This window comes from Agriterribacter sp., from assembly GCF_035445465.1.
Classification (GTDB): Bacteria; Bacteroidota; Bacteroidia; order Chitinophagales; family Chitinophagaceae; genus Agriterribacter.
Window position 1 is genome coordinate 20011 of record NZ_DAOMQT010000013.1, and the last position, 12568, is coordinate 32578.

General features: G+C 44.5%; 12 protein-coding genes. 6 read left to right on the forward strand and 6 right to left on the reverse strand.

Going from position 1 to position 12568, the window contains the following annotated elements; all coding sequences use genetic code 11:
• Positions 1-196: 196 nt before the first annotated feature.
• A complete protein-coding gene (locus PLE34_RS08915; RefSeq protein WP_324556019.1) occupies positions 197-838 on the reverse strand; it encodes a porin family protein in 642 nt (213 codons plus the stop codon).
• A gap of 229 nt (positions 839-1067) precedes the next feature.
• Between PLE34_RS08915 and PLE34_RS08920 the strand changes: the two genes are divergently transcribed.
• Both PLE34_RS08920 and PLE34_RS08925 read left to right on the forward strand, forming a co-directional pair.
• Entirely contained in the window at positions 1068-1637 is a 570-nt protein-coding gene (locus PLE34_RS08920; protein WP_324556021.1) for a hypothetical protein, read from the forward strand.
• A 137-nt stretch (positions 1638-1774) separates the two neighbouring features.
• The gene (locus tag PLE34_RS08925) at positions 1775-2581 is read left to right on the forward strand and encodes a metallophosphoesterase family protein (protein ID WP_324556023.1); all 807 of its coding nucleotides are present in this window, start codon (positions 1775-1777) and stop codon (positions 2579-2581) included.
• 51 nt (positions 2582-2632) lie between these two features.
• On the opposite strand, the gene PLE34_RS08930 is transcribed toward PLE34_RS08925, so the two are convergent.
• From PLE34_RS08930 to ggt, 3 genes are all read right to left on the reverse strand, one after another.
• Positions 2633-3106 (reverse strand): hypothetical protein, encoded by a 474-nt coding sequence (locus PLE34_RS08930; protein WP_324556025.1) that lies wholly within the window; start codon positions 3104-3106, stop codon positions 2633-2635.
• Between the two features lie 22 nt (positions 3107-3128).
• Entirely contained in the window at positions 3129-3353 is a 225-nt protein-coding gene (locus tag PLE34_RS08935) for a hypothetical protein (protein ID WP_324556027.1), read from the reverse strand.
• Positions 3354-3459: 106 nt separating this feature from the next.
• Positions 3460-5190 carry a gamma-glutamyltransferase gene (ggt, locus tag PLE34_RS08940; RefSeq protein WP_324556028.1) on the reverse strand — a complete coding sequence of 577 codons (1731 nt, stop codon included), beginning with the start codon at positions 5188-5190 and terminating at the stop codon, positions 3460-3462.
• Positions 5191-5302: 112 nt separating this feature from the next.
• On the opposite strand from ggt, the gene PLE34_RS08945 reads away from it, so the two are divergent.
• A complete protein-coding gene (locus PLE34_RS08945) occupies positions 5303-7819 on the forward strand; it encodes a M14 family metallopeptidase (RefSeq protein ID WP_324556029.1) in 2517 nt (838 codons plus the stop codon).
• 27 nt (positions 7820-7846) lie between these two features.
• Entirely contained in the window at positions 7847-9436 is a 1590-nt protein-coding gene (locus tag PLE34_RS08950; protein ID WP_324556030.1) for a peptide chain release factor 3, read from the forward strand.
• A gap of 207 nt (positions 9437-9643) precedes the next feature.
• Here the strand turns inward: PLE34_RS08950 and PLE34_RS08955 are convergent, their stop codons facing one another.
• Positions 9644-10438, reverse strand: coding sequence for a TIGR00266 family protein (locus PLE34_RS08955; protein WP_324556031.1), 795 nt, complete (start codon positions 10436-10438; stop codon positions 9644-9646).
• A 109-nt stretch (positions 10439-10547) separates the two neighbouring features.
• On the opposite strand from PLE34_RS08955, the gene PLE34_RS08960 reads away from it, so the two are divergent.
• Positions 10548-11024 (forward strand): hypothetical protein, encoded by a 477-nt coding sequence (locus PLE34_RS08960; RefSeq protein WP_324556032.1) that lies wholly within the window; start codon positions 10548-10550, stop codon positions 11022-11024.
• Between the two features lie 40 nt (positions 11025-11064).
• The gene (locus PLE34_RS08965) at positions 11065-11751 is read left to right on the forward strand and encodes an SIR2 family NAD-dependent protein deacylase (RefSeq protein WP_324556033.1); all 687 of its coding nucleotides are present in this window, start codon (positions 11065-11067) and stop codon (positions 11749-11751) included.
• A 357-nt stretch (positions 11752-12108) separates the two neighbouring features.
• On the opposite strand, the gene PLE34_RS08970 is transcribed toward PLE34_RS08965, so the two are convergent.
• Positions 12109-12568: saccharopine dehydrogenase C-terminal domain-containing protein (locus PLE34_RS08970; RefSeq protein ID WP_324556034.1), on the reverse strand; the 460-nt coding region annotated here is incomplete at its 5' end.

The following is a 12568-nucleotide window of genomic DNA, read 5'->3' on the forward strand; positions in this document are numbered from 1 at the left end:
GGGGGCTATAAAGTGGTTAACTTAGGTCAAATTGCACTTGTGCACTGTGCTTTGCTGCTTTTTTGCCCTGTTTACGCTGACTAAAGCCATAAGGGGAGGTGATGGAATAGGGAAAGACGGGCATTAAAAAACGCGGTGGAGGAAATGATCATGGAAGCCTGCCTGTTCCCCGGCAGCAATAAAAGGATCGGGATAACTACTTCGTTCTGAAGAAATAGCCGGCGCTTAGGGTAATCATTCGCGGAACAATTCTGGCATAATAATCATCATTGATGATGCTTCCCAATCCGTAGCTGTAGCCGGCGGTAATCAGCACATTGCTTTTAAAATAATACCCGGCTTTTGCCACCAGGTTCATTTCAAAGCGGCCGTAAGCTGTATTGGCAAACCGCATGGAACGTTCCTTTTCACTGGTATTTAAAAATGTTCTTTTCTCCTTTCCCGTAATGGCCACCGATGCCGATGGGCCAAACAAAAAGAAAAAGCCATTGCCGTCTGACCTGGTATCAAACTGCAGCAACAACGGGATCTCTATATAATGTATCTGCAGTTTAGCAGAGGTTACAGAATCCTGCAGCAAATTATTAAAATGTATAGTAAACCCTTTAAGGCTGTACAGCAATCCCGGTGAGAAGTATACATTTTTATCAAAACCGGCTTTTAGCGTGCCCCCTGCATGAAACCCATACCCGGCAGTAGCCCGGATTGAGGGTCCATCCGGTATTTTAACACGGGCATCCGTTTGTTGTATCCCTCCAAGTATGCCATACGAAACCTGGGCACGGGTAGAGATAGTAAAGAAAAGAAGAACGGTGTAAATACTGAATGTAAGCTTCATAAAGACCTAACCTGAAATTAGAGCGCAAATGTAGGGGTATAGATGGAATTTTTACTATATAAGTTGCACCGTTGGGCTCAGGTTTTCCGGACCATCATTGCGTTATAATCTTCCGACTTGCTTTTTTCAATAAAAATCCGTGATAGTGGAGAAAAGATGGAAAATATCTGTTCGCTAAAGCAACCTTTCATTTAAAAAGACTAACTTAAATAACATAAAACCAACAATTATGTTAGACAATCTTTTGAATCTTGTAAAACAATACGCGGGAGACGCTATTGCAAGCAACCCGGCTATTCCGAATGAAAAAAATGATGAAGTGATTGCTGAGGCATCCAATTCCATTACCGGCGGCTTGCAGGGATTACTTTCGCAGGGCGGACTGAAAGATGTTTTAAAAATGTTCGGCGGCCAGGGTGAAGGAATTGAAAACAGCCAGGTTACCCGGCAAATTTCAGGCGGTTTTGTTCAGAACCTTATGGATAAGTTTGGTTTGGATAACCAGTCTGCAGGAAATATTGCCGGCAGTGTGATACCCGGTGTTTTAAGCAGCCTGGTACAAAAAACAAATGATGCTAACGACAACAGTTTCGATATCCAAAGCCTGTTCAATAATCTTTCCGGCGGAAAAACTTCAGGGATCAACCTGCAGGATCTGCTTTCAAAGGTAAAAGGCGGTGCACTCGACCTTGATGGTGATGGCGATACCGATCTGCAGGATTTGCTATTGCTGTTCAATAAAGGCGGAAACAGCGGCGGTGGCTTAATGGACAAAGTAAAAGGATTCTTCGGATCATAAATAAATAATTAGCCGGATCCGGCGCGCACCTATGACTATTTCGTGTGGTCATAGGTGTTATTATTTCATAATGCAGCAGAAAATATATTTTGTTTTATATTGCACAGGTTATGAAAAGAAGGAGATTTCTACAAAATATGTCAGGCTCAATGCTATTGCTGATGTCGAACGGAATGATTACACCGGCAAAAGCTGCAGCCATTCGCAAGAAAAGTGTTTTGCGTTTTGCTGTAACTTCCGACGGGCATTATGGCGAAAACAATACGCCTTTTGAAGCAAATTTTTCAACTATAACCAGTGCGCTCAATACTTTTCATGCAGCCAGCCCCATTGACTTTTGTGTTTTTAACGGCGACATCATCCATAATAATCCTGCCTTTCTGCTTCCTGCTTCAAAAGCGATAGGGCAATGTAGCATGCCTGTATATGTTACCAAGGGAAATCATGACATGGTAAACAGGGAAGTATGGAATCAAACCTGGAATATGGATATCAACCATGATGTAGTGCTCGGCGACAATGTACTGTTACTGGGTACTACTGCCGATGAAAAAGGAAAATATCTGTGTCCCGACCAGGACTGGTTTGCTGCAAAGCTGAAAACATATAAGGATGCCCGCAACGTATTTATTTTCCTGCATATAACACCGGTAAAATGGACCACACACGCTATTGATTGCCCGTCTTTTCAAAAGCTCCTGCATAGTGCAAAAAATGTAAGAGCCGTATTTAACGGGCATGATCATGACCAGGATGGCATTAAGTTCCTGGATAACATTCCTTTCCTGTTTGATGGTCATTTTGGCGGAAGCTGGGGCACAGCATACCGTGGATTCAGGATAGTGGAATTACAGGAAGACAACAGCCTGCTTACCTATATGATGGATCCGTTTCAAAAACTTGCAGAACTGAGTATTTACCGGCAAAATGCGTTACCAGAATAAATGCCGTACTTAAGCATTATTTTGCGGAAACAGCAGGTTTTATAACCCGTTTTACTTATCTAACAAACTTTTAATTTTTTCAAGATATTCAACATCTACCCGGTCTTTGGAACGGTTAACAGCTTTCTTATTTTGGATAAGATGATTGATGTGAAGAAAGCGTACCTGCACATCTTCAATATTTGCCACTTCAGCCTTTTGATAACAATCGTCAAATGACATTCCTTCAAGTCCTTTCATTGTAGTCATGATATCCAGCACAATTCCGGCGGCGTGAAAGCTTGTCCATCCCGGTACAAACCGCATGGTTTCTATAGTAGGAAAATCTCCATAACGCAATGCCACAAATGCTTTTCTCAGGTTGCGCCTGTTCTCCAAAGTATCTTCTATCCACATATCCAAATCATCGGTTGTACGATTGTAGCCATGAAAACGGGTAGCTAATCCTCCAACCATAATAAATTTAACATGGTAGTCATTCAGCTTTCTCCAGAAATCCATTAAGGCCTCATCCATTACGTCCATATGTCAGCTCTTATAATTGTACTTATTTACGCCTGAGCTTGTTGAACATGTTATTCCTGCGTATCATTTGCGTGAAGCGTTGCAGTTTTTCAATAGCCGGTCTTGTGGCATCGGTTATGAGCCTGTCGTCTTCCGATTCAAAAACAAAACCTTTACTTTGGGAAGGCTTTACATTGTAGCTTTCGGCAGGATCTTCCAGCATATTGGGTTCTGGATCGGTATACTCATATTTTTTGGATGGTGCCATTTATAATAACAATAATTAATGTAAGTTACATTATTTTGATGTAATACACCGCTATAAACGCTCATTTCTGCTGCATTGTACCACAGGCTTTTTGATCTCTTATCTTTTAATAACCTGCTGCCGAATCATCGCCCCGCTTATCAGCAACAGCTTCAAAAGTATATCCCCTGCCTGTTTTACTTTTGTCTATTTTAATCAGTTCCGTTCTTCCGATATTACCTCTTCTGCTTATGATATAGCCCATTGCCTGTAAAGAATCCGTTACCGCTGCAGGGAAATCCTTTTCAACAAATAGCTCGTCGGGCATCCACTGGTGATGAAATTTGGGCATGTTTACCGCATCAGCAGCGCTTAAGCCAAAATCAATAATATTAACAATCGTTTGAAATACGGAAGTAGGGATAGTGGTGCCGCCCGGTGTGCCTGCTACCAAATAGGGTACCTGATCTTTTAGCACAATCGTTGGGGTCATAGAGCTCAGCATTCTTTTATTGGGCTCAATGGCATTGGCTTCTGTTCCCAAAGCGCCGTACATATTGGGCACACCCGGCTTTACGCTAAAGTCGTCCATTTCATTATTCAATAAAAAACCCGCGCCGCTTACTGCCGTTTTGCTTCCATACGACCCATTAAGTGTAGTGGTAACCGCCACTACGTTTCCCCATTTGTCTGCAATGGAAAGATGGGTTGTTTCCTCACTTTCTGAAGGCAGCTTCCCCGCATGCACCCATTCACTGCTGCCTGCTTTGCCTGGCACATAGTCTGCCATTCTTTCCTGCAGGTAAGCATCGCTCGTTAAGGTTGCAACAGGCACTTTTACAAAGTCTTCATCGCCCATAAATGCAGCCCTGTCGGCATAAGCCCTTCTTTCTGCTTCGGTCATAAGCTGCACGGCCTGTGCTGAATGAAAACCCATTTTGCCGATATCCCGCTGCTCAATCATTTTCAGGCACTGCTGCAAAATAATGCCCCCACTGCTGGGGAGGGGCATAGATAAAATGGTATATCCCCTGTAATTGAACTCAACCGGCTGCCGCTCTTTTGCTTCATAATTTTTCAGATCATCTAAGGAAATTATACCATTGGCCTTTTTCATTTCCGAAACAATAAGCCTTGCCGTTTCTCCCTCATAAAAGCCACTTTGTCCTTTATCGCGGATGCGTTTTAATGTTTCGGAAAGATCGGTTTGCACCAGTGTATCGCCGGCCTTCCATCCATCGTGCTTTATAAAAGCTATTTTAGAAGTATTGTATTGCCGGAATTCCTCCTGCGTATGGTTTAGAGAAGCGGCTTCCTCGGCCGTTACAGCAAAACCGCTTTCGGCCAAATCAATGGCCGGTTGTACCAGTTGCTGAAAAGGAAGGCTTGCGTATTTCATTGAAGCAAACAAACCTGCCACGGTACCCGGTACGCCGGCGGATAAATGACCATGCTGGCTAAGGCGCATAACAGGATTACCGGCACTGTCAAGATACATATCCCGTGTGGCGGCAGCGGGTGCTTTCTCCCTGTAGTCAATAGCCACTGTTTGCCCGTTCGTAAGCCGGGCCACCATAAACCCTCCGCCTCCCAGGTTACCTGCACCGGGATACACAACAGCCAGGACAAGCTGTGTAGCTATAGCGGCGTCTACCGCATTTCCGCCTTTTTGCAGTATCATTATTCCTGCCTTACTGGCAAGCGGATGCGCCGAAACAACGGCTCCATTGGAGCCTGTGACTTTTTTTTGAATTTGATAAGCAAAAGGGTTCAGGGTGCTAACTGCCTGGTTTTTACATCCTGTTTCACAACAAACCGTTCCCGCTAAAACCAAAGCAAAAATGGACGCATATTTCATCGGAAAGTTTTTAAGGACGGGAAGTTACTAAAAGAATTTTGATGGTATGCGTGGCTTATTCCGTGGTTTATGCCCGATGGTTTCTTAAATTGCCGCATCAAATAAAAGCTTCATGAAAAAAAGGGCCGGTTTCTTATTACTGCTTGTTGCAGGCTGGATGTTTGTATCTGCACAGATACAATCACCCGAAACTTTTTTAGGCTACAAGCCCGGAACGCAATACACGCCTCATTTTAAGATCATTAACTATTTTAATCACGTAGCAGCCGCCTCGCCGGCTATGGTAAAGCTGCAAGCCTACGGGCAAACCTATGAAGGACGGCCATTGATAGCGGCTTTTATTTCATCGGAGGAAAATATAAATAACCTCGAAGATATCCGCAAAAATAACCTGCGCCTGGCCAATATGGCAATGGATAAAGCGGCGCCGGCAGAAAATGCGCCGGTTATTGTGTGGCTGAGCTACAATGTGCATGGCAATGAAGCATCCTCTTCCGAGGCGGCAATGCTTACTTTATATGAACTGGTGAATTCCTCCAATACCAAAACAAAAGAATGGTTAAAGCATACCGTTGTGGTAATTGATCCCTGCATCAATCCCGACGGCCGCGACCGTTATGTAAACTGGTTTAACAGCATAGCGGGTAAAAACTATAATCCGCGCTTAGATGCCAGGGAGCGCTATGAGCCATGGCCGGGAGGACGCACCAACCATTATAATTTTGATCTTAACCGCGACTGGGCCTGGCAAACGCAGATCGAATCGCAGCAAAGGCTGAAGCTATACCAGCAATGGTTTCCTCAAATACATGCCGATTATCATGAGCAGGACATTAACGCTCCCTATTATTTTGCCCCGGCAGCGCAGCCCTATCATGAAGCGATTACACCATGGCAAAGGGATTTTCAGGTAACTATAGGTAAAAACAACGCTGCATACTTTGACGCCCGAAACTGGCTTTTCTTTACCAAAGAAATTTTTGATTTGTATTATCCCTCTTACGGCGACACCTACCCGCTTTATAACGGCGCCATAGGCATGACTTACGAGCAGGGTGGGGGACCCGCTTCCGGACTGGGTGTTTATAAAAAGGAAGGGGATACCCTTACCCTTACCGACAGGCTTATGCATCACCATACTACAGCGCTGAGCACCATTGAAACCGCATCGCAAAACGCAAACAGGCTGATCCGGGAATTCAGGAAGTTTTTTAATGATGCCGTTTCAACAGGAACCGGCGTTTATAAAACGTATATCATTAAGAAGGAAGAAGGTGACGCGCAGCGCATGGCGGCATTAACGGAGCTTTTAGACAAAAACAATATTCAATATGGTTCGGCTAAGGGAAATGCAAAGGGTTATAATTATTTCACCGGTAAGGAAGAAGCATTTACCATAGCGGAGGGCGATATCGTTATAAGTAATGCCCAGCCTAAATCTACCTTATTAAGCGTGCTGTTTGAGCCCACGTCAAAACTGGTTGATTCCGCAACCTACGACATTACGGCCTGGGCGCTCCCTTATGTATATGGCGTAACTGCCTATGCTGTTAAAGAAAAGATCAGCATCGCCGGCAATTACGTAAAAGAGCAACCGCTTCACAATGCCGCCTCCAGTACCTATGGCTATGTTATTCCGTGGGAAGGGGTACAAAGCGCTAAAGCCGTAGCCCAACTCATGCAAAAAGGAGTGAAGCTGCGCTTTGCAGCAGCCGGTTTCGAGGTAAACGATACCCGCTTTAAAGCAGGGGCTATCATTATACTAAAAACATCGAATGGAGCTTTTGCTGATCATTTATGGAAGCTGGTAGCAGAGTGCTGCAATCAGCAAAACCTGAAAGCATACCCGGTGAGCAGCGGCTTTGTAGACAAAGGATATGATTTTGGCAGTGAAAATGTAAAATATATGAAAGCGCCCAAAATTGCCCTGGTTACCGGCGAGGGGGTGAATGCCAATGCTGCGGGTGAAGTGTGGTTCTTTATGGAAAGGGAATTGAATTACCCGGTTACCCTTATCAACTCAGGCAACCTGAACCGCGCCAACTGGAACGATATTGATGTTTTGATCCTGCCAGATGGCAGGTATCCTTTTTTGAATAATAAGGATTTTTCCGACTTGAAAAGCTGGATCAGCAAAGGCGGCAGGCTCATTGCCATGGAAAACGCAGTGGCCCAGTTAGCCGGGCTGGAGGAAGCCGGAATAAAGTTTAAAAAAGATGATGACGATACGGATAAGAAGGATTTGTATGCCGCATTGAAAAAGTTCGGCGATCATGACCGGGAATTCATTTCTTCTTCCACACCGGGTTCCATTTATAAAGTGCAGTTAGATAATAGCCATCCCCTGGCGTTTGGTTATCCCGGTTATTATTATACGCTTAAAATGGACGATCATGTGTATGAATTCATTAACAACGGATGGAACGTTGGGGTTATTAAAAAAGATAACCTGGTAGCGGGCTTTGTGGGTTCGGAATTAAAAAAGAAGCTGAATGACGGTTTGATATATGGCGTACAGGATATAGGCAGCGGGAATATTGTATACATGGCAGATGATGTGCTGTTCAGGAACTTTTGGCAAAATGGTAAACTAATGTTCTGCAATGCCCTGTTTCTGGTAGGACAATAAATCACATATCCTTACCTTTGCGCCCCGATGAAATATACAGCAGAAATCAGCAAGCGTAAAACCTTTGCCATCATCTCTCACCCCGATGCCGGTAAAACTACCTTAACAGAAAAGCTGTTGCTTTTTGGAGGCGCTATTCAAACAGCGGGAGCCGTTAAAAGCAATAAAATAAAAAAGCATGCCACCAGCGATTTCATGGAAATTGAAAAGCAGCGTGGTATATCTGTGGCAACGAGTGTAATGACATTTGAATACAGGGGCAACCTGATCAACCTGCTGGATACGCCCGGTCACAAAGATTTTGCTGAAGATACTTACAGAACCCTTACCGCGGTAGACAGTGTAATACTGGTTATTGACAGCGTGAACGGAGTGGAAGAGCAAACCCGCAGGCTGATGGAAGTTTGCCGGATGCGCGATACACCTGTGATTGTATTCATTAATAAAATGGACAGGGATGGTAAGCTGCCCTTTGATTTGCTTGAAGAAATAGAAAAGGAGCTGCATTTACAGCTTCATCCCATGACCTGGCCCATTAACAGCGGGAAGGAGTTTAAAGGCGTTTATAATCTTTTTGAAAAAAACCTGTTGTTGTTTGCTCCTCATACCAAAACCAACGACGAAGACATGGAGCATATAACCGATCTTTCAACCCCCGTGCTGGTTGAAAAGATAGGCGAAAGAAATGCTGTACAGTTGCGGGAAGATATTGAACTGATTGACGGTGTATACGGTGATATGAATGTGCAGGATTACCTCCGCGCTAAAACTGCGCCGGTGTTTTTTGGAAGCGCGGTAAATAATTTTGGGGTTAAAGAAATGCTTGATACTTTTATCCGCATAGCTCCCGCACCTTTGTGCCGCCCAACATCAGAAAGGGAAGTTTGTCCGGAAGAAGAAAAATTCAGCGGATTCATATTTAAGATACATGCGAACCTGGACCCCCGGCACCGCGACCGCATTGCTTTTTTAAGGGTTTGTTCCGGCAGGTTTGAACGCAATAAATATTATCATCACGTTCGCTTAGATAAGGATATACGTTTCAGCAACCCCTATTCATTTATGGCCCGCCAGAAAGATGTGATAGAAGAAGCCTTTCCCGGCGATGTAGTGGGATTGTTTGACACGGGCAATTTTAAAATTGGGGACACCCTTACGGAAGGCGCCGGATTTTATTATACAGGCATACCAAGCTTTTCACCGGAACTCTTTAAAGAAGTAGTGAACAAAGACCCGATGAAAACGAAGCAATTGGAAAAAGGGTTATTGCAACTTACCGATGAAGGCGTTGCCCAGCTCTTTACGCAGCATGGCGGCAACCGCAAGATCATAGGATGTGTAGGCGACCTGCAGTTTGAAGTGATCCAGTACCGCTTGTTGCATGAATACGGCGCATCGGTTCAGTTCAATGCCCTTCCTTTTTACAAAGCCTGCTGGATAACCTCCGACGACCGTAAAAAGTTAGAAGATTTTATACGTTTTAAAACAGCAAATGTGGTATTAGACAAAGATGATCATTTGGTATACCTGGCCCAAAGCGAATGGTTCCTTAATACAGAGATTGCCAATAATCCGGCGATACAGTTCCATTTTACGAGCGAGATACATAAGGTTTGAGGTGTGGGGTGTAAGGTTTGAGGTATGAGGAATACAAAGCACCAGGAAACAAGAACCAAATCACAAATAAATTCAAATTTCAAATCCGAAGCCGGAATTTCGAAATCCGAAGCCAAATGCAACCATAAACCATAAACGATAAACTACAAATCATCGATTCCGAAGCTTGTAGCTTACGCCTTACACCTCATACCTGTAACCTGCCATCTATCTCCCGTCTCCATCTAACAAATTGCCTAAGCCGCCTAATAAGCTGCCTTCTTCTTTACGTTTAACTGTTCCGTAGGCGAGTATTCGGCTGGCCAGGCGACTTACCGGAAGCGTTTGGATCCATACTTTGCCGGGACCGCGCAAAGTGGCAAAGAACAGTCCCTCGCCGCCAAATATGGTATTGCGTATGCCGCCAACAAATTGTATGTCGTAGGCCACATCTTTGGTATAGGCTACGAGGCAGCCGGTATCAATACGCAACATTTCCCCTGCCTGCAATACGCGCTGAAATACATGCCCGCCGGCATGCACAAAAGCCATACCGTTGCCTTCTAATTTCTGCATAATAAATCCTTCTCCTCCAAACAGGCCGGTGCCTAACTTTCTTTGGAACTCAATGCCAATACTCACTCCACGGGCAGCGCATAAAAAAGCATCTTTCTGGCATACCACTTTTCCACCCAGCTCATACAGGTCGAGCGCTATGATCTTACCGGGATAGGGTGAGGCAAAAGCCACTCTTTTTTTACCCTGACCAATATTGGTAAAAGCCGTCATAAACAGGCTTTCACCGGTAAGCAGCCTTTTGCCGGCACTGAATAATTTGTTCATAAAGCCGCCGCCCTGCTGCTGCGTTCCGTCTCCAAAAATGGTTTGCATTTGTATGCCATCATCCATCATCATAAAGGCGCCGCTTTCCGCCATCGCGGTTTCCCCCGGATCCAGTTCTACATCCACATACTGCATTTCTTCGCCATAAATACGGTAATCAATTTCATGTGCTGTTTGCATAACGCTGTATCTTTTTTGGAGGCCAAAATAAGCGAAGATTATTAAAATGCGATACCGCTCATAAAAGAAACTGCTTTACGAATACGTTATATTTACCTAAAGCTTATATATGAACACAATATCTAACGAATGGATCATGATCTTAATGCTCCTTGCCATCGTGGTGCCCTTCATTTTTTATCTTATTACGTTGCAAAATACTCTGGCAGCCATTGCTATCGAAAGCAGGATGATGGCTCCGGGGCAGGTATGGCTGCTACTTGTTCCTTTGTTTAACATCGTGTGGCAGTTTATACTCATTAACCGCATGGCCGATTCCATAAAAAATGAATGCCTGCGACTGAACATTCCCGTAGCTGAAGAACGGCCTACCTTTGTTCTGGGATTAACCATGACCCTGCTGTACTTAGGAAGCCTGGTGCTGAATCAAAGCAGTATGTCTGATCTGTTGGGCTCAGTAGCGGCACTGGCGGCCCTTGTTTGCTGGATCATATACTGGGTGAAGATAAACAGGTATAAAAATCTTATCATTGCCAACCGCGACAACTTTTTATTAGATGTGGAAAGGGAGGCCATGCAGGGCTAAGGCTGAGGCTCCTGTTTTTTAGCGCGTACTATATTAGCTTATGCAAAAAAAGAAACTTGTGGTATTAACAGGTGCGGGCATCAGCGCCGAAAGTGGTTTAAAAACCTTCAGAGACAGCGATGGACTCTGGGAAGGATACAACGTTGAAGATGTGGCTACTCCGCGTGCATGGAAAAAAGACCCGGAGATGGTATTGCAGTTTTATAATCTCCGGCGCAAAAACGTACTGGATGCTCAACCTAATGCGGCACATACGGGTTTGGCTGCATTGGAAAAAGGTTTTGATGTGCATATTATTACACAAAATATTGATGATTTGCACGAAAGGGCCGGTTCATCTAAAGTGCTGCACCTGCACGGGCAGATTCTGAAAATGCGCAGTGAAAAAAATGAACGGCTGGTATATGATATTACCGGCGATATGCATATAGGCGACAGGGCGGAAGACGGAGCACAATTACGTCCGCATATTGTGTGGTTTGAGGAACCCGTACCCATGATTGAAGAAGCAATTGAAATAACACAGCATGCGGAATATTTTGTGGTAGTGGGTACATCGCTTGCTGTATACCCCGCGGCAGGATTACTGCAATACGCGCCTTATGGCATACCTAAATTTATTATTGATAAAAAGATACCTTATACTTCCCCTGTGCACGATATTACGGTTATTGAAAAGCCGGCAACGGAAGGCGTGGGGCTGCTTGCGGGGATGTTGAAAAGGTAAGAGCTATGGGCTATCAGCAGTCAGCCATCAGCCATCGGCTTTGAGCCGTCAGTCTTTCAGCTTAAGCACACTAACGATGTACAGATAACTCATTCCCTCCTAAGCTGTCAGCTTTCAGCCCTGAGCGATCAGTGGGGTAATTACTAATGATAGGATGAATACTCCTGTTGTGCTCATGGCTGAAAGCCGATTGCTGACAGCCCTCATCGGATTTCGAAATTCCGGCTTCGGATTTTGGGTTCTGCCTTCGGATTTTAAATTTGAACTTTATTTGTTTCTTGTGATTTGGTTCTTGTTGCGTTCCTTCGGATTTTGGACTCCCGGCTTCGGATTTGAGATTGATTTGGTGCTTTCCCATCAGCTTTCCTTAAACACAATCCCTTCTTTCCGCAACGCTTCCAAAACAGGCCCGTATATTTCAGGCACTGTGGGAATATGCAAACCGGTAAGACTGATCTTTCCCTGCAGTACCAGGGCTGCGGCTATGCCTAAGGGTAAGCCAACCGTTTTGGCCATAGCGGTGTGCAGACTGTTCTCACCCTTAACAATAAGCGCACTTGTTATTTGATGGGATTGGGCTTTAAATTCATATCCTATTTCGTGCAGCATTATGATCATATCCCTGTCTTCCGGCCGCAGCATTAGCTTTTTTTCAACAGCCCTTTGTAAGATATCGGCTGCCGTACACAATCCGGCGTTTATTTTTTCATCTTCATACAAACCGAGGTAAGCCAGCAATGTTTTTTTGGTGCCGGGTGTAATATCTGTAAATCCATTTTCCCGGAGATGCGTTTCAAAGAATGTTTTATAGCTTATC